This is a genomic window from Pengzhenrongella phosphoraccumulans (genome assembly GCF_045689905.1).
GTDB classification, from domain to species: domain Bacteria; phylum Actinomycetota; class Actinomycetes; order Actinomycetales; family Cellulomonadaceae; genus Pengzhenrongella; species Pengzhenrongella phosphoraccumulans.
Window position 1 is genome coordinate 426,180 of sequence record NZ_CP144210.1, and the last position, 26,806, is coordinate 452,985.

The window sequence follows — 26,806 nt, forward strand, 5'->3', positions numbered from 1 at the left end:
GCATAGCGTGCATCGAGGAGGACTCATGGCCACGAACAGCTGGACCACTCCCGCTCACGAAGTACTCCGACCGGGTCCGGGCTTTCGGCTGGCAGGGCTGAACCCGTCGTCCACCCCGGGCTGGAAGGACGGCGAGCACGACGCGGAGGACCGCCTCGACGAGGTGGGCCGCGAGCTCTCCGAGCTGCAGGAACGCCTGTTCGCCCAGAGCCGTACCGGGGGCAGCCGCGCCGTGCTGCTGGTGCTGCAGGGCATGGACACCGCCGGCAAGGGCGGGATCGTCCGGCACGTCATCGGCTACGTCGACCCGCAGGGCGTGCAGCACCACGCGTTCGGGGTCCCGACCGACCTGGAGCGCACGCACCACTACCTCTGGCGGATCGGGCGGGCGCTGCCCGAGCCGGGCCGGATCGGCGTCTTCGACCGCTCGCACTACGAGGACGTGCTCGTGGTGCGCGTGCACGACCTGGTGCACCCGGACGTCTGGGCCGCACGGTACGACGAGATCAACCAGTTCGAGAAGGACGTGGTCACCTCGGGCACCAGCGTGGTCAAGGTGGCGCTGGTCATCTCGCGCGCCGAGCAGCTGGCCCGGCTGCGCGAGCGGCTCGACCGCCCGGAGAAGCACTGGAAGTACAAGCCGGGCGACCTCGACGAGCGTGCGTTCTGGTCGAAGTACACGGAGGCCTACCAGGCCGTGTTCGACCGCACCTCGACCGTGCGTGCACCCTGGTACGTCGTGCCCGCCGACCACAAGTGGTACGCCCGGCTCGCCGTGTCCGAGCTGCTCGCCCGGGCCTTGCGCGAGCAGGACCTCGGGTGGCCGACCGCCACCTTCGACGTCGAGGCCGAGAGGGCCCGCCTCGACGCCGAGGGCGCCTGACCGGCGCGGGGCCGATTCGGGACGTTGGGCTCTCCCGGGCGCGTGCGGTGGGTGCCAGCGTGGGTTGCTGAACCACAGGTGCGCCTTCGAACGGGAGCGAGGGTCCCCGATGTCGACACCGTCGAGCTCCGCAGACCAGGTCCGCCGAACGCTTCGGCGTCAGGCCGTGGCCACCGTCGCGGTCGTCGCGCTGCTGATCGCGATGGTTGCCGGCGTCGTCGCCCTCGCGCGGTCCGGCCCCGAGCCGTCGGCCGCGTCCGGCATCCCCGGGCCGACGTCCGGCCTGCTGCCGAGCGGCCGCCAGCTCACCCCGCAGGGCGCGCAGGTGAGTCTCGGCAACCTCCCCATGGGGGGCGCGGTGACCGCCGACGGGAAGTACCTGTGGACGGTCTCGGCCGGCATCTACGACAACGACATCCGCATCGTCGACACCGCCGAGCAGAGCGTGTGCCAGGTGCTGGACCTGCCCGGCGCGACCGGGGGGATCGCCCTGGACTCCGCCCACCGGCTCGCGTACGTCTCCGGGCTGGTCAACTCCCGGTGGCAGCCGACGAAGAACGACCTCCCGGGTGCGACCGGCAACAACATCCTGGTCTACAGCTGGGGCGAGACCTGCGGGCAGGCGAGCCTGGACCGGGTCATCCCGGTGCCCCCGCAGCCCGGCGCCCCGACCGAGCAGGTCTTCCCCCCGCCGCGCGCGGGGCTGGCGGGCCCGGTCGGCTCGTGGCCGCTGAAGCTCGCGGTCTCGCCCGACGGCGCCTCGCTGCTCGTGGCGCTCAACCTCGCCGACAGTGCCGCTCTCATCGATCTCGACAACGACCAGGTGCGGTACGTGCCGACCGGGGGCTACCCGTTCGGCGCGGCGATCGTTCCCGGCGGCACGGTCGGCCTGGTGACCAACGAGGCCGCCGGCACCCTGTCCGTGATCGACCTGCAGGGCGGCACCAAGCTCGCCGACATCCAGGTCGGACCCCCGCTGTCCCACCCGCAGGGCGTGATCGTCGACCCCGCCGGGAAGCGGGCGTACGTCGCGCTCTCGGCGAGCGACCAGGTCGTCGTCGTCGACCTGACCGAGCGGACCGTGGAGCGCACGATCTCGGTAGGGCGGCCCGAGGGCCTGGGCACGATCCCGGTGGCCCTTTCCCTCGACCCGCAGGGCGAGCGGTTGTTCGTGGCCGAGTCGGGTGCCGACGAGATCGCCGTCATCCAGCTCGCCGGCGGGTCGGGATCGGCCGCGGCCGACTGGACGGTCCTGGGGCGGATCCCGACCGCGCAGCAGCCCCAGGCGGTCGTGACCGTGGCGGCCCAGGGCGACCGGCCGGCGCAGCTCCTGTACGTGGCCGCGGAGGGCGTCGGGATCGGACCGAACCCCCGGGGCACGAATCCCGCGCTGCCCACGGATCCCATCTTCTGGGCGTTCAACCCGATCGCGCCCACGACCGACGTGTTCGCGGGGTTCGAGTACCCGCCCCTGCTCGTCACCGGTCGCGCGGGCCTGATGACCCTGCCTACCGATGCCGAGGTGCAGAGCCTGACCCCTGCAGCGTCGCAGCAGCTGCAGCCCATCGGCGCCACACCGGCCCCGGCCGACACCCCGCTGCGCGCCGACGGGCCGATCAAGCACGTCTTCTTCGTCGTGCGCGAGAACCGCAGCTACGACCAGCTGCTGGGCGACGACGCCCGCGGGAACGGCGATCCCAAACTCACCGTGTTCGGCGAGGACGTGACCCCGAACATGCACGCGCTGGCCCGGCGTTTCCCGCTCCTGGACAACGTGTACGCCAACTCCGAGGCGTCGATCCAGGGGCACTACTGGACGGCCTCGACGATGGTGCCCGACTACGTCGCCCGCAACTGGGTCCAGCAGTACGCGGCCCGCGGCCGCCCGAACGACTTCGGCATGTTTGCCGTGTCCTGGCCGGGCAACGGCGTCCTGTTCAACCAGGCCGAGCGCCAGCACATCTCCTACTTCAACTACGGCGAGGGCTTCATCGGCGGGTCCAGCGAGGTGCCGGACCGGGACCGCACGCCCGCGCAGCTCGCCGAGCTGCAGAAGGTGGAGGCCAAGTCCGACCTCGGGCCCCCGACGACCGGGTGCTACCCGTCGGACGTGACCATCGGCGTGGCCATGGACAACGGCGAGATCTTCGACTCGAGCATGCCCGCCGGGGCTCCCGCGGGCAGCTACTCCCACCTGGACTGCTTCGCGGAGCGGTTCGCCGCCCAGGTCGCCGCGAACGACGTCCCCGCCCTGAGCTACCTGACGATGACCAGCGACCACACGCGCGGGACCCAGCCCGGGTTCCCCACGCCGACCGCCATGCAGGCGGACGCCGACCTCGGCCTCGGCCAGCTCGTCGAGACCGTGTCGAACTCGCCGATCTGGTCCTCCTCGGCGATCTTCGTGGTCGAGGACGACTCGCAGGACGGTGCCGACCACGTCAACGCGCACCGGATCCCGGCGCTGGTGATCAGCCCGTACGCGAAGGCGGGTGCCGTGCTGCACACCCGCTACGACCTGGTGTCCGTCGTCCGCTCGATCGAGCTCATCATCGGCATGGACCCGTTGACCCTCAACGACGCGCTGGCCACCCCGATGTACGACGCGTTCACGGCCACCCCGGACAACGCGGCCCCGGTGGCGGCGCTGCCCGCCCGGGTCGACCTGCTCACCCGCAACGACCCCGCCAGCCCCGACTCGCAGTGGTCGAGCGCGCTCCCGCTCGGGCAGACCGACGAGGTCCCGCAACGGGTGCTGGACGCGATCCTGTGGCACTCCGTGCACGGCGCGGACAGCAGCCCGCCGCCGCCGGGACCAGGAGCCGAGGGCGAGGACGAAGCCGACTAGCTGGCCGGCTCGGGGTGCGGCTGGACGACCTGGCGACCCTGCTCGGCCAGGGCACCCAGCCGGGACAGCGCGCGGTAGTACTTCTTGCGGTAGCCGCCGCTCAGCATCGTCGGCGTGAACAGGCCGTGCTCGCCGGTCCCCCCGAGCACGACGGGCACGTCGCGGTCGTACAGCCGGTCGACCAGCACCACCAGCCGCAGCGCGGCATTCTGGTCGGTGATCGGCCCGACCGCGGTGAGCCCGACGAGCTCGACGTCGTCCAGCAGGGCGCCGTACCGGCTCGGGTGCACCAGGGCGAGATGGCCGAGCAGGGTCTCGAAGTCGTCGAGCGTCGCCGCCGGGTTGCGTGCCACGACCGCCCGCACGACGTCGTCGAGCACGGGCTGGGCGTCGGTCACGGTCGCACGGTGACGGTAGTCCTCGCCGTCGATCCGCAGGACCTCGAACCGCGCGGCCATCGCCTGGATCTCGCGCAGGAAGTCCTCGGCGGCGAAGCGCCCCTCGCCGAGCGAGTCGGGCAGCGTGTTCGAGGACGCGGCCAGCGCGACGCCCCGGTCCGCAAGCTCGCGCAGGAGCCGCGACATGAGCACCGTGTCCCCCGGGTCGTCGAGCTCGAACTCGTCGATCGCGACCAGCCGGTTGGTCGCGAGCGCCTCGACGGTCGCCACGAACCCGAGGGCCCCGACGAGGTTGGTGTACTCCACGAACGTCCCGAACGCGGCGTCGACCGGTCCGACGGCGTGGGCGAGGGCGGCGAGCAGGTGGGTCTTGCCGACGCCGAACCCGCCGTCCAGGTAGACCGCGGGCGGGGCCGCGCGGCGTCGGCGCGTGCGCCAGGACCCGCCGGCCGCGACGCTGATCGTCTCGGCCACGGTCCGCAGCCGGGTCACGGCCACGAACTGGCTGTCGAACGCGGGGTCCGGCCGGTAGGTGTCGAACGACTCCCCCGCGAAGTGGCGGGGCGGGACGAGCTCGCCGAGCAGCCGCGCCGTCGGGACCCGGGGTCGCCGCTCCGCGAGGCTGGCGGGCGCCGGGCTGCCGAGATCGATGAGGCTCACGATGATCGAGCCTAAGCCCGCCCTGCCGAGCGGCGACCACCCCTAGCCTGGGGGGATGCCCTCCGACCCGCGCCGCCCCACCCTCGACGTCCTGCTGCCGCTGTCCCGGGCCGGGGAACCGATCCCGCCCGAGGCGGACGAGCACACCCTGGCCGCGCTGTACGCCCATCCGCCCGCCCCGGCCGGCGCGGCGTGCTGGGTGCGGGTGAACATGATCTCGAGCCTCGACGGCGGTGCGACCGGCGCCGACGACCGCTCCGGGACGATCAACGGAGCCGCCGACCTGCGGGTCTTCACGGTGCTGCGCGCCGCCGCCGACGTCGTCCTGATCGGCGCAGGCACGGCGCGGGCCGAGGGATACACGGGGATCGGCGTCCCGGCCAACCTCGCTTCCGCCCGGGCCGCGCGCGGCCAGCGCGACGACCTCCAGCTCGCGGTGGTCAGCGGCACCGGGGCGCTGCCGGCGGCGCTCCTCGACTCCGCGCAGCCGCCGCTGGTCGTCACGATCGCGGACCGGCCCGACCTCGACGCTCTGCGGGAACGCATCGGTGCCGATCGCGTGATCGTGGCCGGCACCGGTCGCGTGGACCTCGTCGCGGCGCTCGCCGCGCTCGCCGCGCGGGGCCTGCCGCGCGTGCTCGCCGAGGGCGGACCCCGGCTGTTCGGGGATCTCCTCGACGCCGGGCTGGTGAACGAGCTCTGCCTGACGTGGAGCCCGTTCCTCGTCGGCGGTCCCGCCCCGCGCATCGTGAACCACGACGGCTGGTTCTCCCCCGCCCTGGCCGCCTCGCCTGCGCACCTGCTGCACGCCGACGCGGTCCTGCTCGGTCGGTGGCTCCTCTAGGCTCAACAGGTGACCGATCCCCGCAGCCAGTCCCCTGAACTCCCCGCCATCCCGGAACCCCCGGCCGAGGCGAACACGATCGTCGTGCTCACCGAGGACACGCTGGTCGGCGCGGACGTGGCGCACATCCTCGAGCTGCACGACGACCCGACGCTGGTCTACCGGGTCCTGGTCCCGGCCGACACCGAGCGCAACATGCTCGTCTCGTTCGTCGACCACCTCGGCATGGGGCAGCTGCGCGAGGCGCTCTCGGACGTCCTGCGGCGCGAGCCGAAGGCGACCGAGGCCAAGGCCGAGGCGGCGGACCAGCTCGCGCAGAGCATGGCGGCGTTCACGGCCGCCGGCGCGAGCACCAAAGGTCAGATCGTCGACGACGACCCGCTCCCGTCCCTGCGCGCCGAGGTCGCCGCGGGCATCGTGCGCGAGATCGTCGTGGTGACGTATCCGCACGCCGTCGAGGACACGTTCCACCGCGACTGGGCCTCGCGTGCCCGCGAGACGCTCCAGGTTCCCGTCCTGCACCTCTACGCCGAGACCAGCGAGCTGGGCTGAGCGCACACATGCTTTACGGAAACCAGGACTTCGTCCCCATCATCCTCGGTACCGGTCTCGGCGCGTACGCCACCGCGCGGGCGCTGCACGAGGCCTTCGGCGTGCGGTCCCTCGCCATCGGGCGTGCCGCGCTCGGCGAGACGATGCACTCGGCGATCGTCGACGTGCGCGTGTACCCGGGCCTCGATGCTCCGGAGACGGTCGTGGCGGTGCTCCGCGACCTCGCCGCCGAGTTCCCCGGCCGCACGCGGGTCATCTTCGCGACCATCGAGTACTACACGAACGTCGTGATCGACCACCGCGCCGAGCTCGAGGCGGACTACGCGATACCGCTGGTCGGCGAGGCGATCAAGCGGCGGGTCATCGACAAGTCCGACTTCTATCGCACCTGCGCCGAGCTGGGCGTCCCCCACCCCGAGACCGTCGTCGTCACACCGGGAACGGCTTCCGACCCGCACCTCGGGGACGACCTGCCCTTCGGCTACCCCGTCATCCTCAAGCCGTCCGACACCGACACCTATCCTCGCCTGCAGTTCGAGGGCAAGGAGAAGGTCTACCGGATCAGCGATGCGCGCGAGCTGCGTGCCGTGGCAGCGAGGATCACCCGCGCGGGCTACACCGGGGACCTGATCGTCCAGGAGTTCTTGGCGGGCGACGAGTCGGTGATGCGCGTCGCGAACACCTACTCCGACCGCCAGGGACGGATGCGCCTCGCGTCCCTCGGGCAGGTGGTGCTCACCGAGTACCACCCCCGGCTGGTCGGGAACAACAACGCGATCGTCTCCGTGCACGATGACGAGCTGGTCGCCTCCCTGCGCGGGTTCCTCGACGGCATCGGATACGTCGGTGCGGCGAACTTCGACGTCATGCGTGACCGCCGCACGGGCGTCGACAAGCTCCTGGAGGTCAATCTCCGGCCCGGCGCGACGAGCTATTACGCGACGGCGGCCGGCGCCAACATCGCGCGGAGCACCATCGAGGAGTACGTGTACGGGCGCGCGGTGGACGAGACCGTCACGACCGAGGAGCGGCTGTGGCTCAACGCTCCGTACCCGGTCGTCGTCTGGTTCGTCCCGGGGTCCCTGCGTGCCCGGGTGCGCGCCTTCCGGCGGCGCAATCGCGACCACACGCTGCGCTATGGCCCGGACCGGTCGCTGCGCCGCCGGGTGGAGATCGCCCGGCTCGACGCGCGTCGGTCGCTCGACTACGTCAAGTTTGCGAAGAACCGCCCGCAGCCGTAGCTGCGCGCACGACCTCGGCGACCCGACGTGCCTGCGTCGCACCACCCATCGTCGGCAGGTTGACCACCCTCGCCGAGAGGTCCTCGGACGTCGCCAGTCGGCCGTCGCCGGGCACGTAGCCATAGGCGGACGGGTCCTCGACCCCTGGGAACAGCAGGGGTCGGTACCAGGTCCCCGCGTAGACCCCGGCTGACCGCAGGGCGGCGAGGGTCCGCAGGGCCGCCGCGGCGTCTGTGGCGAAGAACGGCCACCGCACGAGAGGATCCCCGGCGCGGATCGCCGAGGGCACCTCGACCACCGAGGCCAGCGCCGACTGGTACTCGGTGACGGCCGCGCCGCGACGGTGCTCGATCTCGTCCAGCTGGGGCAGCGCCGCGGCGATCCGCCTCGTCATCCACGCCGTCGGCCGCATCGACCGGTAGGGCAGGCTGCCCCGTCCTTCGACCGCTCCGACGGCCGGCTCGAAGGCGCGCAAGGACGTGAGCATCCCCCGCGCCGGCCGGGAGAGCACACCGGGGAGCCGGTTGAGGAGCGCCACCTCCCCGCGGTAGGCCCGGGTCACCAGGTCCAGCCGTCTGCCCACGACCGGGGCGCCGCGCAGGCCCTCGACGATGCGCGCGCGCAGCGCGCTGTCACCGAGCCGGGCGCCGTCACCGAGCCGGGGGTTGACCCAGACCGCGCCGCCGAACCGGGTCGGCAGCATCTTCTCGACACCGAAGGAGTGGATCGACACATCGGCCAGCGGCGCCCCAGCACTGTCGCGCGCCATCCGACCGGCGCAGTGCGCGCTGTCCTCCACCACGAGGGACCCGGCCCGGTGCGCGGCGTCACCCAGCCGCCCGGCGGCAGGAGTGTCGATGATGCCGAACGTGTGCTGGATGACGACGGCGCGGGTCCCGGCTGAGAGCACCAGGCGCTCCGGGTCGAGCGAGATCGAGGCCGGCGACACGTCGCCGTACACCGGGGTCAGTCCCGCCACCAGGATGGGGTCGATCGCGGTGGAGCACGTGAAAGCCTGGGTGGCGACGTCACCCGGTCCACGCACGTCCCGCAGCGCGCGAAAGACAATCTCCATCCCGTAGCGCGCCTTGAAGACGAGGAACCAGTCCCCCGGGTCGGTACCCGTCCGGGCGGCAAGGGCCTCAGTCACGACCACGTCGTCGGAATCGGTCGTCATCGTGCCTTCCTCTTCAGGCGTCGAAGCACCCCGAAGGCTGCGTCCAGCTCCTGGACGCGCATCACGTGCAACATCGCCCCGTACACCGCGCCCATCGCCAGACCGACGACGGTGCAGGCGAGCACCGCCTGCCACCAACCGGCGGTTCCGAGGGCGGCGTCGAACGCCACGAGCAGCGCCCATCCGATCCCGGCGGCGAGCAGGGCCGCGACTCCTGCCTTCACGTACATCTGCAGCACCCGATGGCCGTCGATCCCCCCGAGCTTGCGCCGCATCCCGCGCACGCGCGCGAGGACGGAGATCCAGGTCGCGACGGCCGTCATCGCGGCCGCCGCCACGGTCCACTGGCTCGGCCTGAGCGTCAGCGTCGCGACCCAGATCCCGGCAGTCATGGTCGCCGTCGCGAGGATCTGGATGAAGAAGATGCTGCGACCGTCACCGAACGCGTAATACATCCGCTTCACCAGGACGGTCGCGCCGAGGGCGATCAGGCCCGGCGCCAGCGCCCGCAGCACGGGGGCACCGACCTCGACCATCGACTCGCTGATGCTGGGCAACAGCGCCTTCATCAGCGGCGTTGCAAGGACGACCAGCGCGGCGGCCGAGAACACCGAGAAGACGCCGATCAGTCGCAGTCCGGTCGACATGTCGGCCCGGACGCTGTCGACGTCTCCGGCCGTGGCCGCAGCGGTCATCCGCGGGAAGAGGGCCGTCACGATCGAGACGATGAGCAGCGAGTGCGGCAGCAGGTAGATCATCAAGACATTGGTGAACGTGGCGTTGCCGGCGGCGATCGCGCCCGACGCCGTCACCGTGTTTCCGGCGGCCGACGTGACGTTCTTGAGATAGATCACGCCGACCTGCTCGAGCGCCACCGCCCCGAGAGTCCAGCCCACGACCGTGCTGGCGCCGCGGAGCCCGAGGCCGTGCAGTCCTAGGCGCAGGTGCCAGTGGAACCCCCCGCGCCGCAGGGCGACGACGAGCAGGAGCGCTTGCACGACGATCCCCAGCGTGGCCGTGCCGGCGAGCACCGCGGTCTGGGCGTTGAACCACGCTCCGATGTCGGTGAGCCCGGTCCGCGTGGTACCCCAGATTGCGATGAACGCGCCGAAACCGAGGATCGAGACGATGTTGTTGGCAGCGGGGGCCCACCCGAACGCGGCGAACTGGCCGCGTGCGGTCAAAGCGTCGCCGAGCACCGCGAAGAGCCCGTAGAAGAACACCTGAGGCACGCACCAGTAGGCAAAGCCCACCGCGAGCGCGATCTGCCCCGCCGGCCAGTCCCCGACGAGCGTGAACAGGTGGATGAGTACCGGCACCGCCGCCACGAGAATGACTGTCAGCACAGCCAGGAAGACGGTGGCGAGGGTCAGCAGCTTGTCCAGGCGCTCCTGGGCGTCGTCCGACGCGATCGCCGCCATGATCTGCGGCATGAGGACGGCCTGGATGGCGCCCGCGGACAGCAGCGCGAAGAGCATGTTGGGCAGCGTGTTCGCGATGTCGAAGGCGTCTGCGACACCACCGACCGTCCCCACCGCGGCCACGAGCAGCATGGTCCGGATGAGGCCGGTGCCGCGGGACGCGAACGTCCCGGTCGCCATGAGGAGGGAGCCGCGGCGCAGGCTCTCGCCGGACTGAGGATCGAGGTCCGTCACGACGCTTCAGTCGGTGTGCCTGCGCCCCGGCGCGGCGCGCGCAGCCACCGGACCGCACGCTTGCCGACCGGCAGCATCCGATCCCACACGCCGTACAGCGGGCTGAAGGGCACATCGATGGTGCCGACCATCTCGTCTTCGTGCTGGGCCAGGGTCCGTTTGAAGTGGCTGATGCCGTCGTTGAGCAGCCCGTTGAAGTCGAAGCGCGTCAGTCCGTCCTGCTGGGCGATCTCGACCGTCCGCCAGTAGACGGGCGTCGTCGCGCGCAGGCGGCGCCCGGCCGCGTTCCCTCCGCCGTAGAGCTGGAACGACGTCCGGGACGAGTTCACGCACCACGAGAAGCACACCGGCTTGTCGTCGGAGTACGCGGCCACCAGCACCGAGCGCGGCCCCAGCTCCCGGTGCACCGACAGGTAGTAGTCGTCGTCGTGGATCGCGAAATCTGCCCGGTCGGCCGTCTCCCGGTACACGTCGAGCACGGCCCGGATCTGGTCGGCCGTCTCCACGCGGCGGATGTCGAGCCCGTCGCGCGCCGCCTTGCGGACGTCCCGGCGCGGAGAGCGGTCCATGTCGGCGAGCAGATCGTCGGACGACCGGGTCAGGTCGAGAACGAGTGTCTTCGGGACGAGCACGGTCCAGCGTCCGGGCCGGGATCCCGGCACCGCGGGGTCGGCACCGGCGGGCCAATCGGGTTCCAGCGAGACCCCGATGCCGCCGATCTCCGCCCGGCACCACTCCACCAGCGCCGTCGTGACAGCTGCGCGTCGCTCCTGCAGATCACCGGTGGCCTCGGTGCCGTCGTCGCCCAGGACGACCGGCCCGCGCGGCACGTACGACAGGCGACCGAACGGCGTCGGGAGGTGGCGGACGAGGACCTGCGCGACGCCGACGAGCCTCTCGCCGTCACGGAACCTCAGTCGGTGCGGTGTCCATGCGCCGGCATCCTTGACCTGGCCCCATCCCCAGAGCTGCAGGGGGTGGCCGCCCAGCGCGAGGACGTCGGCGTCCCAGTCGTCGCGGGACGTGGCCGGCTCGGTCGTCAGTGCGGTCTGCACCATCTCAGACGGTCCGCTCACTCCGGTCACCCGACCAGTCGGTGTGGAACGTGCCCTCGCGGTCGACCCGGCGGTAGGTGTGGGCCCCGAAGAAGTCGCGCTGCGCCTGGATGAGCGCCGCGGGCAGCCGCTCGGCCCGCACACCGTCGTAGTAGGCCAGCGACGACGAGAAGCCCGGGGTGGGCACGCCGTGCAGTGCCGCGGCGGAGACGATCCGGCGCCAGGCCGCCACGCCCGCACCCATCACACCGGTGAAGTACTCGTCCGCGAGCAGCAGCGGCAGGTGCGCGTCACGCTCGTAGGCCTCGGTGATGCGGTTGAGGAACCGCGCCCGGATGATGCACCCGCCACGCCAGATGCGCGCCATCGCGCCGCGGTCCACGTCCCAGCCGAATTCGGCGGACGCCGCGGCGATCTGGTCGAATCCCTGCGAGTACGCGACGACCTTCGAGGCGTACAGCGCCAGGCGCACGTCCTCGATGAACGCGGCCCGGTCGGCGGCGGGGATGTCCCAGGCCTCGGCGTGCGCCGGGAGCACGCCGCGCGCCGCGGTGCGCTGGGGAACCGAGCCGGACAGCGCACGCGCGAACGTGGCCTCGGCGATGCCGGTGATCGGCACACCGAGGTCGAGCGCGTTCTGGACGGTCCAGCGCCCGGTGCCCTTCTGCTCGGCCTGGTCGAGGACGACGTCGACGAACGCCGCACCGGTGACAGGGTCGACGTGCGCAAGGACGTCCGCCGAGATCTCGATCAGGAAGGACTCGAGGTCACCCGTGTTCCACTCGGCGAAGATCGCGCTGATCTCGGCTGCCGAGGCGTTCAGGCCGTGGCGCAGCAGGTCATACGCCTCCGCGATGAGCTGCATGTCGGCGTACTCGATGCCGTTGTGGACCATCTTGACGAAGTGCCCCGCGCCGTTGGCGCCGACATAGGTGCAACACGGGACCCCGTCGACCTTGGCGGAGATGTTCTCGAGGATCGGGCCCAGCACGCCGTACGACTCCTCGGAGCCGCCCGGCATGATGCTCGGGCCGTTGAGCGCGCCCTCCTCGCCGCCCGAGACGCCGGTGCCGACGAAGTGCAGGCCGTGCGCCGCGAGCTCGGCCTCGCGCCGGATCGTGTCCGGGAAGTGCGCGTTGCCGGCGTCGATGACGATGTCGCCCGTCGCCAGCAGCGGGATCAGCTCGGCGATGACCGCATCGGTCGGCCCGCCCGCTTTGACCATGATGACGATCTTGCGCGGAACCTCGAGCGACGCCACGAAGTCGGCCATCGACTCCGACGGCACGAAGGTGCCGTCCGCGGCGTGGTCGGCGACGAGCGACGCAGTCTTGGCGTAGGAGCGGTTGTGCACCGCCACCGTGTACCCGTGCCGAGCGAAGTTTCGGGCCAGGTTCCGGCCCATCACGGCCAGGCCGGTGACACCGATCTGCGCTGTTGCGGACATGCGGGGGATCCTTACGTCGCGGTGACCTACTGAGCTGCCAGCCTAACGGCGACACGCCGCGACCCCCTCGAGCGCCCAATGCCGGTCTCGCGGTACCGCGCGCGCCTACGCTCACCGGTGTGATCAACTCTGGTCCGGCCGACGCGCCTGCGGAGTTCATCCGCGCGCTGCGATCGCTGCGGGCGACCAGGCTGCGACCGGAGATCCACCTGGCCGAGGTCCCTGGCCCGGCTCGGATCGCCCCCTTCACTGTGGCGCTCACGGCAGACGTCCGGGTGCCACCGGCGGACACCGAGCTCGCGTCGGGCCGCTTCGTGGTGCTGCACGACCCCGCCGGGCACGAGGGCTGGGACGGCACGTTCCGCCTCGTGACCATGGTGCGCGCCCACCTCGAGGCCGAGCTCGGTGCCGACGACCTGCTGGCGGAGGTCGCCTGGACCTGGTTCGACGACGCGCTCGCCGATTGCGGAGTGGTCCCGCACGCCGCCGGGGGCACGGTCACCCGCGTGCTGTCGAGGAGCTTCGGCTCGCTCGCGGACCGCCCGCCCGAGGTCGAGGTCGAGATCCGTGCGTCCTGGACGGCTCCCGACGGCGAGCTGGAACCGCACCTGCGCGCCTGGGCAGAGCTGCTGTGCCAGGCCGCCGGGCTACCGCCCCTGCCTCCCGGGGTGACAGCGATGGGATCGCGCCGGTAGCGGTGGCCTTTGGGCACCGGCTCTCCAGGCGGCGCAGGGGGCGCAGACTCAGTGGGCGGACACAATAGGACAATCCGCGCGAGTCGGGGCTAGAGTCTGCATCCGCCTCAAGTCATTCACTCTTCTGGCCGATATGGGTGAAGTACATCATCCTCGTCTGAGCCGGAGAGTCGTTGTGAGCATCGAATCACTGCACACCACGTCGACGCTGACGCGTGCGGTCGCGCCGACCAATCCCGTCCGCACCCAGGGCACGCCGCTGCGGCGTCCCGTCCCCGCGGGCCAGATGTGCATCGTCGTCAACGAGCTCGGCGAGGGCGAAGGCACCGCCCTGGTCCGCAACCTGGGTCGTCGCGGTACGACGCGCGTCGTGCTCCTCGCCCGGCGCGCCGCGCGCCGCGAGCTCGTCCAGCTGCTCTCGGGCGGGCTTCGGGGCGCCGTCGCGGCCGATCCGCGCCGGATGCAGCTGGTGCCCGGGCTGAGCCGCCCCATCGCACCGACCCCCGAGCCGGCACCCGTCGCAGCACCCGTCCCGCCGCACCCGGAGCTCACCGCGCGCGAGCTCGGGGTGCTCAAGCTCGTCGCGGACGGCCGCAGCAACCGCAAGATCGGCGAAGACCTCGGTCTCTCGGCGCTCACGGTGAAGAGCCACCTGGCGCGCATCTCGCGCAAGCTCGGCACCGGTGACCGGGCGGAGCTCGTGGCCACGGTGATCCGCTCCGGCCTGATGCCCTGAGACCGGCCACGATCCGGTTGCCGCGACGCGCCTGACGGCCGCGCGGTGGTGCACGACACGTCCCCGGGACCCGGTCACCGGCGCGCGCTGCGCCGACCTCACCGTCGGACGGCTTACCGTTGACCCTATGGATCTCGAGACACCGACCTGTCCGGTCGGCCCCCTCGACGAGCCGGCCCGGGTCGTGAACGTGGTCCCGGACCCGTCCACGGCCTCTCCTGACGCTGCGCCCGAGGCTGCACCTGACGGTGCACCGGCCGCGCTCGAGGTTGTGCCGCTCGTCGAGCCCGCCGACGGCATTCCCCCCGTCACCGTCACCGCCGAAGCGCTCGCCGAGGTCGTAGCGGCCTTCGCCGCCGGCACCGGGCCCGTCGCGGTCGACGCCGAACGGGCGTCCGGGTACCGCTACGGGCAGGCGACCTACCTGGTGCAGCTGCGCCGCGAAGGCGCCGGCACCGCTCTGATCGACCCGATCGCGCTGCCCGACCTGTCGACGCTCTCCGAGGCGCTCGTCGGCGTCGAGTGGGTGCTGCACGCGTCCTCCCAGGACCTGCCCGGGCTGTCCGAGCAGGGCCTGTTCCCGAGCCGGGTCTTCGACACCGAGGTCGGCGCACGCCTGCTCGGTCTGGACCGGGTCGGGCTCGGCGCCGTCGTGGCCGAGCTGCTCGGGCTCGGGCTCGCGAAGGAGCACTCGGCGGTCGACTGGTCGACCCGTCCCCTGCCGATCGACTGGCTGCGGTACGCCGCGCTCGACGTCGAGGTTCTCGTCGAGCTCCGCGCCGTCATGGCTGACCGCCTCGCCGAGGCGGGCAAGGCCGAGTGGGCCGCCCAGGAGTTCGAGGCGGTGCGCACCGCCCCGCCGGCCGCGCCGCGCGTCGACCCCTGGCGCCGCGTCTCCGGGCTGCACGTCGTCCGGGACGCCCGCAAGCTCGCCATCGTCCGCGAGCTGTGGCTCACGCGGGACGCGAACGCGCGGCACCGCGACATCTCCCCCGGCCGGGTCCTGCCCGACTACGCGATCGTCGCCGCCGCCCAGGCGATGCCGCGCACCGTCGACCAGCTCACCGCGCTCGCCGCGTTCTCCGGCAAGGGTGCCCGACGACGCGCCGCCCTGTGGCAGCAGGCCATCGACCGCGGGCTGACCCTTCCAGACGAGGAGCTCCCGTCGGTGCGCGGGCCCCGGACCGACGCCCCGCCGCCGCCGCGCGCGTGGGCCGACCGCGACCCGGCCGCCGCCGCGCGGCTCGCCGTCGCGCGCCAGGCCGTGACGGCACTGTCGGTCGATCACCACATCCCGATCGAGAACCTCCTGCAGCCCGACCTGCTGCGCCGCCTGTGCTGGACGCCGCCCTCGACGCTGGACGTCGCCTCGATCACCGAGGTGCTCACGGCCGGCGGCGCGCGCCCCTGGCAGGTGGACCTGGTGTCGGCCCAACTCGCCGAGGCTTTCGCTACCGCGGAGTAACATCGACGCACCCCACGAGCGGCCCCGGGCCGACCGATGGGTGCGTCGAGCAGGTCGACGCACGCCCGGACATAGCCGTCCATCCCAGGAGACTCGATGACGAGCCCCACCGCCCACCGCGCCCTGCGTTCCGTCGTGTTCGTCGAGGGGGTTCGCACCCCGTTCGGCCGGGCGCGACCGGACGGCCTGTACGCGCACACCCGGGCGGACGACCTGGCCGTCAAGGCGATCCGCGAGGTGCTGCGCCGCCACCCGGGGCTGCCGCTCGACCGGATCGACGAGGTCGCGTTCGCCGCCACCACCCAGACCGGTGACCAGGGCCTGACGCTCGGGCGGACGGTCGGCCTGCTCTCCGGCCTGCCCAGCTCGGTCCCGGGCTTCGCGGTCGACCGGATGTGCGCGGGTGGGATGACCGCGGTGACCGTGACGGCGTCGGGCATCGCGATGGGTGCGCAGGACGTCGCGCTCGCGGGCGGGATCGAGCACATGGGCCACCACCCGATGGGGGCCGGCGCCGACCCGAACCCGCGGTTCGCGACCGAGCGGCTCGTCTCCCCCGATGCGCTCGACATGGGCCGCACCGCGGAGAACCTCCACGACCGCTTCGGTGCCCTCACCCGCGCGCGCGCCGACGCCTACAGCGTGGCCAGCCAGGCCAAGTACGCCGCCGCGCTGGCCGCGGGGCAGATCTCGGGCGACCTCGTGCCGGTCGCGGTGCTCGACCCGGGCCGCGGCTGGGGCCTGGCCACCGCCGACGAGCTGCCCCGACCCGGCACGACCCTCGCCTCCATCCAGGACCTGCGCACCCCGTTCCGGCCGGGCGGTCGGGTCACCGCGGCCTCCTCGGCGCCACTGACCGACGGCGCCGCTGCCTGCCTGCTGGCGACGCAGGACGTCGCCCACGAGCTCGGCCTGCCGGCGCGCATGCGCCTGGTCTCCTTCGCCTACGCCGGGGTCGCGCCCGACGTCATGGGCCTCGGTCCCGTACCGGCCACCCTGCGGGCCCTCGGCAACGCCGGGCTGTCGGCGTCGGACATCGGCCTGTTCGAGATCAACGAGGCGTTCGCCGTCCAGGTGCTCGCGTTCCTCGACGCGTTCGGCATCGCCGACGACGACCCGCGCGTGAACCCCTACGGCGGCGCGATCGCCGTCGGGCACCCGCTCGCGAGCTCCGGCGTGCGGCTCATGACCCAGCTGGCGCGGCAGTTCGCCGAGCGACCGGACGTCCGGTTCGGCCTGACGACGATGTGCGTGGGCCTCGGCCAGGGCGGCACCGTCATCTGGGAGAACCCCCACCACCCCGAGTACGACGGCTACCCGCCGCCACGGCACGGCATCCCCACCCGCACCACCACCCCTCCTGGAGCGCAGCCATGACCAGCACCACCACCCCGACCGCCGCGACGACCGACGGCCCGGGCCGCGGGGCGCCGCCGGAGCGCGTCACCCACGCGCACGTGCGGGACGTCACCCTGCCCGACGGCGCGGGGATCCTCGCCCTGATCACGCTCGACAACGACCTCGACGCGGCCGTCCCGACGTCGTTCGGGCCGATCGGGCTGCGCGAGCTCGGCAGCGTCCTGCTCACGCTGCAGCAGCGCGCCGCCGAGGGCGAGATCGTCGCGGTCGGCGTCACCGGCAAGCCGCGCTTCCTGGCCGCGGGCGCTGACCTCACAGCCGCCGCGCGGATGACCGACGCGGCGCAGGCCCGCGAGCTCGGCGAGGTCGGGCACGCGGCGTTCCGGCTGCTCGGCGAGATGGCCGTGCCGACCTTCGCCTACATCAACGGCGTCGCACTCGGCGGCGGCTTCGAGATCGCGCTGAACTGCACCTACCGCACGATCGCCGGTGACGTCACGGCGGTCGGGACGCCGGAGACCTACCTCGGGCTGGTCCCCGGCTGGGGCGGCTGCTACCTGCTGCCGCAGCTCGTCGGGGTCCGGCGGGCGCTGGAGCTCATCGTGAACCGGCCGCTCGCCGGCAACCGCATGACCAACGCGGCGGGGATCCTCGAGCTCGGGTGCGCCGACGCGCTGTTCCACCCCGCCGACTTCCTCGAGCAGTCCATCGTGTGGACCGCGGAGGTCCTCGCCGGTCGCGTGCGCGTGGTCCGAGCCGAGATCGAGAGCGCGAGCGAGTGGGACGCCGCCGTCGCCTCGACGCGCCAGATGCTCGACCAGCGCCTGCACGGTTCGCGGCCTGCGCCCTACCGTGCGCTCGACCTCGTCGCCGCCGCGCGCACCACGGATCGGGACACGGCGTTCGTCGCCGAGGAGGACGCGCTGACCGACCTGATCATGTCGGACGGCCTGCGCGCGAGCCTGTACGCGTTCGACCTGACCACGCGCAAGGCCCGCAAGCCGGCCGGGGCGCCGTCGGAGGATCTCGCCCGTCCGGTGCGCACGGTCGGCATCGTCGGGGCGGGCCTCATGGCCGGTCAGCTCGCCGTCCTGCTCGCCCAGCGCCTCAAGGTGCCGGTCGTCATGCGCGAGATCGACGACGAGCGCGTCGCCGCCGGCCTGGCGGGCGTCGGGCGGATCGTCGCCGGGCTGGTCAAGCGCGGGCTGTCTGCCGACGAGGCGACCCGGCTCACCGAGTCCATCAGCGTCTCGACCGACCTGAGCACCCTGGCCGGTGCCGACCTCGTGATCGAGGCCGTCACGGAGGTCCTCGAGATCAAGCAGAGGGTCTTCGCCGAGCTCGAGGACGTGATCGCCGACGACGCGATCCTCGCCACCAACACCTCGGCCCTGTCGGTCACCGAGATGGCCGCGCACCTGCGGCACCCCGAGCGGGTCGTCGGGCTGCACTTCTTCAACCCCGTGGCTCAGATGCCGCTCGTCGAGATCGTGCGCACGCCCGTCTCGAGCGAGCAGGCGGTGGCGACGGCGTTCGCGCTGGTCAAGAAGCTGCGCAAGACCGCCGTCGGGGTCGCGGACCACCCCGGCTTCGTGGTCAACCGGCTGCTGCTGCGGATGCTCGCCGAGGTCGTGGCCACGGTCGAGAACGGCACGCCCGTCACGGTGGCCGACGCCGCCCTGCGCCCGCTCGGCCTGCCCATGTCCCCGTTCGCCCTCATCCAGCTCGTCGGCCCGCAGGTGGCGCTGCACGTGCTCGACCTGCTGCACGCGCAGCTCGGCGACCGCTACCCGCTGTCCCCCGGGCTGACCCGGCTGCTCAGCGAGGGACGCCGCGTCGCCGGCGCACCCGACGGGCACGGCGCGGAACTGTCCGTCGACCCGGCGATCCAGGACGTCTTCGGCACGCCCGGCGGCCTGTCGGCGCGCGACGAGGCCGGCGTGCTCGACGCCGTCCTGGCCGGCCTGACGCAGGAGATCGGCCTCATGCTCGCCGAGGGCGTCGTCGGCTCCCCCGATCAGATCGACCTGTGCATGATCCTCGGTGCCGGCTGGCCGCTGCACCTCGGTGGTATCTCGCCGTACCTCGACCGCACCGGCTACTCCGCCCGGCTGCTCGGCCACCACCTGCACCCGGCGGGCGTGGCGAGCCTCCCGGCCCGCTGACCCACCGCGCCGCGCTCGGGGTCTAGAAGACCGTCAGGCCCCGGGCGCGGAACTGGCCGCGCACGCGCTCGACCAGCTCGAGGGTCGGCGGCGGGGTGTCGGTGAGCTCGTACTTCATCCCAAGGCTCTCCCACTTGTCGCGGCCCATCTGGTGGAACGGCAGCACCTCGAGCCGGCTGACCGTCGGGAGCGACTCGGCGAAGTCGGCGACCGCCTCGACGTTCGCGTAGTCGTCGGTCAGGCCCGGTACGAGCACGAACCGGATCCAGATCTCGATGCCATGGGCGGCGAGCCGCCGGCCGAAGTCGAGCGTGGGCTGCAGCGCCTGGCCCGTGACGCGCTTGTACGTGTCGGGGTCGCCGGACTTGACGTCCAGCAGCACGAGGTCGATGTCGTCGAGCATCTCGTCGGTGCAGTGCGCGCCGAGGTAGCCGGAGGTGTCGATCGCGGTGTGGATCCCCAGCTCCTTGGCGCCGCGCAGGATGTGTGCGACGAACGCGGGCTGCATGAGGGGCTCGCCCCCGGAGATCGTGATGCCGCCGCCGGTGACGTCGAAGATCTTCTTGTAGCGCGCGATCCGCCCGAGCAGCTCGGTGGACTCGATGGGCTCGCCGCGGCGCATCTCCATCGTGTCCGGGTTGTGGCAGTACAGGCAGCGCAGCGGGCAGCCCGACAGGAAGGTGGTCATGCGCGTGCCGGGGCCGTCCACCGCCGTCACGAGCTCCCACGAGTGCAGCGAGCCGAGCTCGCCGGCGCGCACCTGGGAGAAACGTTCGGACCGTTCGGCCTCGCTCGCGTCGAGCCCGGCCGTGCCGGCCGACGCGCGGTGGTGCGAGCCGCCGACCAGCGGCACACCGAGCTGGACCACGGGCGCGCCCGTAGCGCGCTCGGCGGAGGCCGTGTCGCTCATGGAGTCGCTCATGCGTGGTTCCCGTCTGATATCACGTGTGATGTACCGCGGGCCCGGCGACGATTTCTCGTCCCCGGGCCCGCGGCAATGCCGGCTGCTGGTGTTACAGGCTGCCGTGGAACGTACGCGACAGCACGTCGAGCTGCTGGTCGCGCGTGAGGCGGACGAAGTTCACCGCGTACCCGGAGACCCGGATGGTGAGCTGCGGGTAGTTCTCCGGGTGCTCCATGGCGTCCTCGAGCGTCTCGCGGTTGAGCACGTTGACGTTGAGGTGGTATCCGCTGGAGACGTTGTAGCCATCGAGCAGCCCGACCAGGTTGGAGACCTGCTCCTCGAGGTTACGGCCCAGGCCGGACGGGACGACCGTCGACGTGAGCGAGATGCCGTCAGCCGACTCGGCGTACGAGAGCTTGGCAACGCTGAGCGCGCTGGCGAGCATCCCGTGCGTGTCGCGGCCGTTCATCGGGTTGGCACCCGGTGCGAACGGCTCGCCCTTGCGGCGACCGTCGGGCGTGTTGCCCGTGGCCTTGCCGTAGACCACGTTGGACGTGATCGTCAGCACCGACTGCGTGTGCAGCGCGCCGCGGTACGTCTGCTGGCGGCGAAGCTTGGCCATGAACGTCGCGACCATGTCCATCGCGATGACGTCGGCACGGTCGTCGTCGTTGCCGTACTTCGGGAAGTCGCCCTCGATCGTGTAGTCCGTGATGAGGCCGGTCTCGTCGCGCACCGGGTGCACCTTGGCGTACTTGATCGCGGACAGCGAGTCGGCGACCACGGAAAGGCCGGCGATGCCGCACGCCATGGTCCGCAGGATGTTGCCATCGTGCAGGGCCATCTCGAGGCGCTCGTACGCGTACTTGTCGTGCATGTAGTGCACGCAGTTCAGCGCGTCGATGTACGTCTCGGCGAGCCAGTCCATCTCGATGTCGAACTTGGCCATCACGTCGTCGTAGTCGAGCGTGTCGCCGGTGACGGGCATCGTGGCCGGGGCGATCTGCTTGCCCGAGACCTCGTCGCGCCCGCCGTTGAGCGAGTAGAGCATCGTCTTGGCGAGGTTGATGCGAGCACCGAAGAACTGCATCTGCTTGCCGGTCCGCATGGCGGAGACGCAGCAGGCGATCGACGCGTCGTCGCCCCACGCCGGACGGATGAGCTCGTCCGACTCGTACTGGATGGCCGAGGTGTCGATGGAGACCTGGGCGCAGAAGCGCTTGAAGCCCTCCGGCAGGCGGCTGCTCCACAGGATCGTGAGGTTCGGCTCGGGGGCCGGGCCGAGGTTGTAGAGCGTCTGGAGGAACCGGAACGAGTTCTTGGTGACGAGCGGGCGCCCGTCCTCGCCGATGCCACCGATCGCCTCGGTGACCCAGACCGGGTCACCCGCGAAGATCTCGTCGTACTCGGTGGTGCGCAGGAAGCGCACGATCCGCAGCTTGATGACGAGGTCGTCGATGAGCTCCTGCGCACCGGACTCGGTGAGCACGCCCGACTCGAGGTCGCGCTGCAGGTAGACGTCGAGGAACGTCGAGACGCGGCCCAAAGACATGGCCGCACCGTTCTGGTCCTTGACCGCACCCAGGTAACCGAAGTAGACCCACTGCACGGCCTCGCGGCCGTTCGTGGCGGGACCGGAGATGTCGCTGCCGTAGGACAGTGCCATCTTCTTGAGGTCGCCGAGCGCGCGGATCTGCTCCGCGTTCTCCTCGCGGTCGCGGATGATGTCCTCGACCGAGCGCTCCATGTCGAGCTGGTGACGCTCGACCTTCTTGGCTTCGATGAGGGCGTCGACGCCGTACAGGGCGACGCGGCGGTAGTCACCGATGATGCGGCCGCGGCCGTACGCGTCCGGCAGGCCGGTGATGATGTGCGAGCTGCGGGCCTTGCGGACGTTGGGCGGGTAGACGTCGAAGACGCCGGCGTTGTGGGTCTTGCGGTACTCGGTGAAGATCTTCTCGAGCTGCGGGTCAACCGGGAAGCCGTAGGTCTTGAGGGACTTCTCGACCATCTTCCAGCCGCCGTACGGCATGATCGCGCGCTTCAGCGGCGCGTCGGTCTGCAGGCCGACGATGAGCTCGTGGCCCTGGTCGATGTAGCCCGGGGCGTGCGAGGTGATGCTCGACGGGGTGAGGGGGTCGACGTCATAGACGCCCTTCTCACGCTCGGCGGGGAACATCGCGGCGATCTTCGCCCAGATGCCCGTGGTGCGCTCCGTCGCGCCCGCGAGGAACGTCGCGTCTCCCGCGTACGGGAGGTAGTTCTTCTGAATGAAGTCGCGGACGTCAATGCCATCGCTCCACGGTCCTACGACGAAGCCCTTCCAGGCTCCGGAGGTGCCGTCGGCGGTGGCCGGCTGGGGGACTGCGGTGGTCGTCATCAGGTGTGCTCCTCAGGGTTGCTTCCTAATTACCTCGACCGTACGAGGAAAGTCATGGGATGACATGGGACCAAGGGCCTCGGTGGCCCCAGAACCGGACATCTCACGGTGCGATCTGCGTCACACCAGTACGCTTCATGGGCGTTTTCGGGGTGCAGCCCAGGCTACGCGCGGTTGCCGCGCGCGAATACCACCGCGATACGCGCGCGCCGACCGAGCCGGCCGATCAGCTGCCGGCCGGGGCCGTCGTCGCCAGGACCGTCAGGACGTCCCGGGCGATGTCCTCGGGCCGCAGCCGGAGGTCGCCGAGGATCTGGTCCCGGGTCGAGTGCTCGAGGAACCCGAGCGGGATGCCGATCGACTGGACCGCGGTGCGGACGCCGGCCTCGGCCGAGCGCTGCGCGAGCAGCGACCCGATGCCGCCGGTGGCGAGACCGTCCTCGATCGTCACCACGTGGTCGTGCTCGCCGGCCAGCTTGACGAGCGCGGCCGGGATCGGCAGGACCCAGCACGGGTCGACGACGCTGACCCGCAGGCCGTGGGCCGCGAGCAGCTCGCCGACCGCGAGCGCGGTCGGCACGAACGAGCCGATGCCGACGACGAGGACGTCGCGTCCGTCACCGGCATCGTGGCGGGCGAGGAGGTCGACGCCGTCGACCGTGTCGAGCGCCTCGATGGGTCCGACCAGCGCACCCTTCGGGTAGCGGAGCACGCTCGGGGCGTCATCGATGTCGACGGCCGCACGCAGCGCCGAACGCAGGGTCGGCTCGTCGCGCGGCGCCGCCAGGCGCAGGCCCGGGACGGACGTGAGCATCGCCATGTCCCACATGCCGTTGTGGCTCGCGCCGTCGTCGCCCGTGATGCCGGCGCGGTCCAGCACGAACGTGACCCCGGCGTGGTGCAGCGCGACATCCATGAGCACCTGGTCGAACGCGCGGTTGAGGAACGTGGCGTAGACGGCCACGACGGGGTGCAGCCCGCCGAACGCGAGCCCCGCCGCCGACGTCGCCGCGTGCTGCTCCGCGATGCCGACGTCGAAGGTCCGGCGCGGGAACTCGGCCGCGAACGGCGCGAGGCCCACGGGTGCGAGCATCGCGGCGGTGACCGCCACGACGTCGGGCCGGCGTCGGCCGATCTGGACCATCTCGTCGGCGAAGACCGACGTCCAGCCGAACCGGGACGGCGCGACGGGCAGCCCGGTCTCCGGGTGGATCTGCCCGACGGCATGAAAACGGTCGAGGGAGTCCTGCTCGGCCGGGCTGTATCCCCGGCCCTTCTCGGTGATGACGTGCACGATGACGGGCCCGCCGTAGGCCTTGGCCCGGCGCAGCGCGTGCTCGACGGCGGCCGTGTCGTGGCCGTCGACCGGTCCCACGTACTTCAGCCCGAGGTCCTCGAACATGCCCTGGGGCGCGACGACGTCCTTGATGCCCTTCTTCAGGCCGTGCAGCGCGTCGTAGGCCATCTGGCCCGGGATCCCGGAGCGGCGCAGGGTGCGCTTGCCCCACGAGAGGAAGTTCTCGTACCCGCGCGTCGTGCGCAGCGTGTCGAGGTGGTGCGCGAGCCCGCCGATCGTGGGGGCGTAGGAGCGGCCGTTGTCGTTGACGACGATGACCAGGCGCCGGTCGGAGCCCCCGGCGATGTTGTTGAGCGCCTCCCAGGCCATGCCGCCCGTGAGCGCGCCGTCACCGATCACGGCCACGACGTGGCGGTCCGTGCGGCCCTGGACCTGGTTGGCCTTGGCGATGCCGTCGGCCCAGCTCAGCGCCGTCGAGGCGTGCGAGTTCTCGACGATGTCGTGCACCGACTCGGCTCGGCTCGGGTACCCGGACAGTCCCCCGCGCTTGCGCAGCTGGGAGAAGTCCTTGCGACCCGTGAGCAGCTTGTGCACGTAGGACTGGTGGCCGGTGTCGAAGACGATGGAGTCGCGCGGCGACTCGAAGACGCGGTGCAGCGCGAGCGTGAGCTCCACGACGCCGAGGTTCGGGCCCAGGTGACCACCCGTGCGAGACACGGACTGCACGAGGAACTCGCGGATCTCGGCGGCCAGCTCGTCGACCTGCCGGCCGGTGAGTCGCCGAAGGTCGGCCGGCGACTCGATGCGGGCGAGCAGGCCCATGGACTGTCTTCTTCCTCCAGGTGACGGCGTCGTCGCGCGAGGCGCGGGCGCCGGTGAGCGGACTCCACTGTAGTTTGCGCGGCTGGATCACGCTAAGTGGAGCCTCACTTCCGTGTCCCGGAACCGCGCGATCGCCTCACACGGCGACGTGCCCGGCCAGCTCCACGGTGACGGCGGCCGCGGCGTCGACGCTGACCACAGCGCCATTCGCGTCGATCTGCACCGACAGCGGCAGGCCGGCGAGAGTGAGACCGAGCGCACTGACGGCGCCGAACGGCGACGGCGACGGCGGGTCGAGGCGCAGGACCCCGTTCGGCACGTCGGGCTGGAGGCCGAGCGCGGCGGCCAGGACCGAGACGGCGGACGCCGCGGACCAGGCCTGCGGGCGGCACGCCGAGGGGTACGGCACGACCGTGGGGACCGTGCCGCGGGCGGCTCCGGAGTACAGCTCGGGCAGCCGGTAGCCGGTCGCCTCGCCGGCCGCGAGCAGCCCCTCGGCCAGCTGGGCCGCCACCGCGGTGTTGCCGCTGCGGGCCAGTCCCGAGATCGCGATCGCCGTGTCGTGGGCCCACACCGAGCCGCCGTGGTAGCGCAGCGGCCAGTAGCCGCCGGAGGTCGAGGACATGGTCCGCAGCCCGTAGCCCGAGTTCATGTCCGGGGCGACCAGCCGCTCGGCGACCAGCCGTTCCTCGTCCGCGGTGAGCAGGCCGCAGCCCAGGAGGTGGCCGATGTTGCTAGTCAGGGTGTCCACGGGTCGTTTGTCCGCGTCCAGGGCGATCGCGGGGTACCTGCCCTGGGCGTCCTCGACCCAGAAGCTGGCCCGGAACCGCTCGGCCAGGTCGGCGGCCCACGCGCGCCACTGCGGCGCGCCGGGGCGGCCGAACGCCTCGAGCAGCGCGGCGCCGGCCAGGGCGGCCTCGTGCGCGTAGCCCTGGACCTCGCACAGCGCGATCGGTCCGGTGGCGAGCGTCCCGTCCCGCCACTGCACCGAGTCCCCGGAGTCCTTCCACCCCTGGTTCGCCAGGCCGCGACCGCCGACGTCGGCGTACTCGAGGAAGCCGTCGCCGTCGGAGTCGCCGTCGTCGACCATCCAGGCCAGCGCGCGCTCCATGGCCGGGAGCAGCGCCTCGACCTGGTCGGCCGCCAGTCCCCAGCGCCACGCGTCGTGCAGCAGGCAGATCCACAGCGGGGTGGCGTCCACGGTGCCGTAGTAGACGGGGGGCAGCACGTGCAGGCCGTCGCCGAGGTCGAGCGGCTTGCTGCGGATCTCGTGCAGGATCTTGCCGGGCTGCTCCGCGGTCTCCTCGTCGACGACGGTGCCCTGGCGAGCCGCGAGCACGCGCAGCGTCCCCGCCGCGAGGTCGGTCCCGAGCGGCAGCAGCATGCGCGCGGCCCACAGCGAGTCGCGGCCGAACAAGGTGAAGAACCAGGGCGCGCCCGCGGAGAGGAACGTGTCGTCGGGCGCGAAGCTCGCGCTCATCCGCAGGCCGGCCAGGTCGTCCAGCGCGCGCTCGAGCAGCCGGGCCAGCCGGCGGTCGTCGCTCTCGAGCACCGGGATCGACCATTCGGGCCGGGACGACGACGGCGGCCCGACGACGCCCGCCGTGGCCGTGGCGGCGAGCTCCCACTCCAGGACGGTCGGCAGCCCCGGAGTGACGGTCGCGTGCCAGCTCAGGCGCGGCGCGCACGGGTCGCCGGCGTCGAGCCGGGCGCCCGCGCCACGCACGGTCGCCGTCGTGCCGGTGTCGTCGGCCCAACGCCAAGAGTCGGTTCCGACGCTCTCGCCCGCCAGCGCGACGAACCGACGACCCCTCTTCACCTGCTCCATCTCCGCGAGATCGCACGCGACCTCCACCACGACGAGCACCTCGACCGGCGCTCGGGTGGCGCACGTCAGCTCCAGGCGCTCACGCACGACTCCCGGGCGGACCTCGCGCCGCCGCCTCAGCTGCACGGTCGGGTCGGGTCCGGGCTCGTCGGCGCCGCGCAGCAGGGCCACGATCTCGACGACGCCCGGTCCCCCGGGCGCCGCGGCGATGGCCTCGGGCTCGAGCCCGTCGACCGTGACGACGGCGCGCGAGAGCACGCGCACGTCACCGTGGAAGAACCCCTGGGCTCCCGCCGTCCGCACCTGACCGTCCGGTGCCGACCACGCCTGGGTGGGCGCCATGGTCGCTACGAGCAAGTCGTGCAAGAGCGGCTGCAGCTCCATGGGTGCCTCTT

The 26,806-nt window shown here is 72.1% G+C and carries 19 protein-coding genes; 10 read left to right on the top strand and 9 right to left on the bottom strand.

Features of this window, described 5'->3' with window-relative positions:
* Positions 1 to 25: 25 nt before the first annotated feature.
* Positions 26 to 883: a PPK2 family polyphosphate kinase gene (locus tag VTA80_RS02140; protein ID WP_407343780.1), complete on the top strand. Its 858-nt coding sequence runs from the start codon at positions 26 to 28 to the stop codon at positions 881 to 883.
* A gap of 166 nt (positions 884 to 1,049) precedes the next feature.
* Complete coding sequence (locus tag VTA80_RS02145; protein ID WP_407343781.1) at positions 1,050 to 3,731, top strand: bifunctional YncE family protein/alkaline phosphatase family protein; 2,682 nt, start codon at positions 1,050 to 1,052, stop codon at positions 3,729 to 3,731.
* Here VTA80_RS02145 and zapE read toward each other — a convergent pair.
* Positions 3,728 to 4,789 carry a cell division protein ZapE gene (zapE, locus tag VTA80_RS02150; protein WP_407343782.1) on the bottom strand — a complete coding sequence of 354 codons (1,062 nt, stop codon included), beginning with the start codon at positions 4,787 to 4,789 and terminating at the stop codon, positions 3,728 to 3,730. The genes VTA80_RS02145 and zapE overlap by 4 nt on opposite strands.
* A gap of 55 nt (positions 4,790 to 4,844) precedes the next feature.
* Between zapE and VTA80_RS02155 the strand changes: the two genes are divergently transcribed.
* The 3 genes from VTA80_RS02155 to VTA80_RS02165 are packed head-to-tail and all read left to right on the top strand — an operon-like array spanning position 4,845 to position 7,426.
* On the top strand, positions 4,845 to 5,633 hold the full coding sequence (locus tag VTA80_RS02155; protein ID WP_407343783.1) for a dihydrofolate reductase family protein: 789 nt from the start codon (positions 4,845 to 4,847) through the stop codon (positions 5,631 to 5,633).
* A 9-nt stretch (positions 5,634 to 5,642) separates the two neighbouring features.
* Positions 5,643 to 6,185 (top strand): hypothetical protein, encoded by a 543-nt coding sequence (locus tag VTA80_RS02160; protein ID WP_407343784.1) that lies wholly within the window; start codon positions 5,643 to 5,645, stop codon positions 6,183 to 6,185.
* An 8-nt stretch (positions 6,186 to 6,193) separates the two neighbouring features.
* Complete coding sequence (locus VTA80_RS02165; protein WP_407345852.1) at positions 6,194 to 7,426, top strand: hypothetical protein; 1,233 nt, start codon at positions 6,194 to 6,196, stop codon at positions 7,424 to 7,426.
* Here VTA80_RS02165 and VTA80_RS02170 read toward each other — a convergent pair.
* From VTA80_RS02170 to gndA, 4 genes are read right to left on the bottom strand one after another with little or no spacing between them, the layout of a single operon-like run.
* Positions 7,395 to 8,603: a DegT/DnrJ/EryC1/StrS family aminotransferase gene (locus VTA80_RS02170; RefSeq protein WP_407343785.1), complete on the bottom strand. Its 1,209-nt coding sequence runs from the start codon at positions 8,601 to 8,603 to the stop codon at positions 7,395 to 7,397. The two genes, VTA80_RS02165 and VTA80_RS02170, sit on opposite strands and share 32 nt — an antisense overlap.
* Positions 8,600 to 10,258 carry a murein biosynthesis integral membrane protein MurJ gene (murJ, locus tag VTA80_RS02175; protein ID WP_407343786.1) on the bottom strand — a complete coding sequence of 553 codons (1,659 nt, stop codon included), beginning with the start codon at positions 10,256 to 10,258 and terminating at the stop codon, positions 8,600 to 8,602. The genes VTA80_RS02170 and murJ overlap by 4 nt, the downstream gene beginning before the upstream one ends.
* Entirely contained in the window at positions 10,255 to 11,334 is a 1,080-nt protein-coding gene (locus VTA80_RS02180) for a lipid II:glycine glycyltransferase FemX (RefSeq protein WP_407343787.1), read from the bottom strand. The genes murJ and VTA80_RS02180 overlap by 4 nt, the downstream gene beginning before the upstream one ends.
* Entirely contained in the window at positions 11,318 to 12,760 is a 1,443-nt protein-coding gene (gene gndA / locus VTA80_RS02185) for an NADP-dependent phosphogluconate dehydrogenase (protein ID WP_407343788.1), read from the bottom strand. The genes VTA80_RS02180 and gndA overlap by 17 nt, the downstream gene beginning before the upstream one ends.
* Before the next feature lie 122 nt (positions 12,761 to 12,882).
* On the opposite strand from gndA, the gene VTA80_RS02190 reads away from it, so the two are divergent.
* The 5 genes from VTA80_RS02190 to VTA80_RS02210 all read left to right on the top strand — a co-directional run bounded on the left by VTA80_RS02190 (position 12,883) and on the right by VTA80_RS02210 (position 19,180).
* Positions 12,883 to 13,455, top strand: a complete 573-nt coding sequence (locus tag VTA80_RS02190) for a DUF3000 domain-containing protein (protein ID WP_407345646.1) — start codon at positions 12,883 to 12,885, stop codon at positions 13,453 to 13,455.
* 175 nt (positions 13,456 to 13,630) lie between these two features.
* Positions 13,631 to 14,191, top strand: coding sequence for a response regulator transcription factor (locus tag VTA80_RS02195; protein ID WP_407343789.1), 561 nt, complete (start codon positions 13,631 to 13,633; stop codon positions 14,189 to 14,191).
* A 127-nt stretch (positions 14,192 to 14,318) separates the two neighbouring features.
* Positions 14,319 to 15,656 carry an HRDC domain-containing protein gene (locus VTA80_RS02200; RefSeq protein ID WP_407343790.1) on the top strand — a complete coding sequence of 446 codons (1,338 nt, stop codon included), beginning with the start codon at positions 14,319 to 14,321 and terminating at the stop codon, positions 15,654 to 15,656.
* Positions 15,657 to 15,752: 96 nt separating this feature from the next.
* Positions 15,753 to 17,033, top strand: a complete 1,281-nt coding sequence (locus tag VTA80_RS02205) for a thiolase family protein (RefSeq protein WP_407343791.1) — start codon at positions 15,753 to 15,755, stop codon at positions 17,031 to 17,033.
* Positions 17,030 to 19,180 carry a 3-hydroxyacyl-CoA dehydrogenase NAD-binding domain-containing protein gene (locus VTA80_RS02210; protein WP_407343792.1) on the top strand — a complete coding sequence of 717 codons (2,151 nt, stop codon included), beginning with the start codon at positions 17,030 to 17,032 and terminating at the stop codon, positions 19,178 to 19,180. The genes VTA80_RS02205 and VTA80_RS02210 overlap by 4 nt, the downstream gene beginning before the upstream one ends.
* A gap of 22 nt (positions 19,181 to 19,202) precedes the next feature.
* On the opposite strand, the gene pflA is transcribed toward VTA80_RS02210, so the two are convergent.
* From pflA to VTA80_RS02230, 4 genes are all read right to left on the bottom strand, one after another.
* The gene (pflA, locus tag VTA80_RS02215) at positions 19,203 to 20,102 is read right to left on the bottom strand and encodes a pyruvate formate-lyase-activating protein (RefSeq protein WP_407343793.1); all 900 of its coding nucleotides are present in this window, start codon (positions 20,100 to 20,102) and stop codon (positions 19,203 to 19,205) included.
* 91 nt (positions 20,103 to 20,193) lie between these two features.
* Positions 20,194 to 22,464, bottom strand: coding sequence for a formate C-acetyltransferase (gene pflB / locus VTA80_RS02220; protein ID WP_407343794.1), 2,271 nt, complete (start codon positions 22,462 to 22,464; stop codon positions 20,194 to 20,196).
* Between the two features lie 226 nt (positions 22,465 to 22,690).
* Positions 22,691 to 24,583, bottom strand: coding sequence for a 1-deoxy-D-xylulose-5-phosphate synthase (dxs, locus tag VTA80_RS02225; protein WP_407343795.1), 1,893 nt, complete (start codon positions 24,581 to 24,583; stop codon positions 22,691 to 22,693).
* A 136-nt stretch (positions 24,584 to 24,719) separates the two neighbouring features.
* The gene (locus tag VTA80_RS02230; protein WP_407343796.1) at positions 24,720 to 26,795 is read right to left on the bottom strand and encodes a glycogen debranching N-terminal domain-containing protein; all 2,076 of its coding nucleotides are present in this window, start codon (positions 26,793 to 26,795) and stop codon (positions 24,720 to 24,722) included.
* Between the last annotated feature and the right edge of the window lie 11 nt (positions 26,796 to 26,806).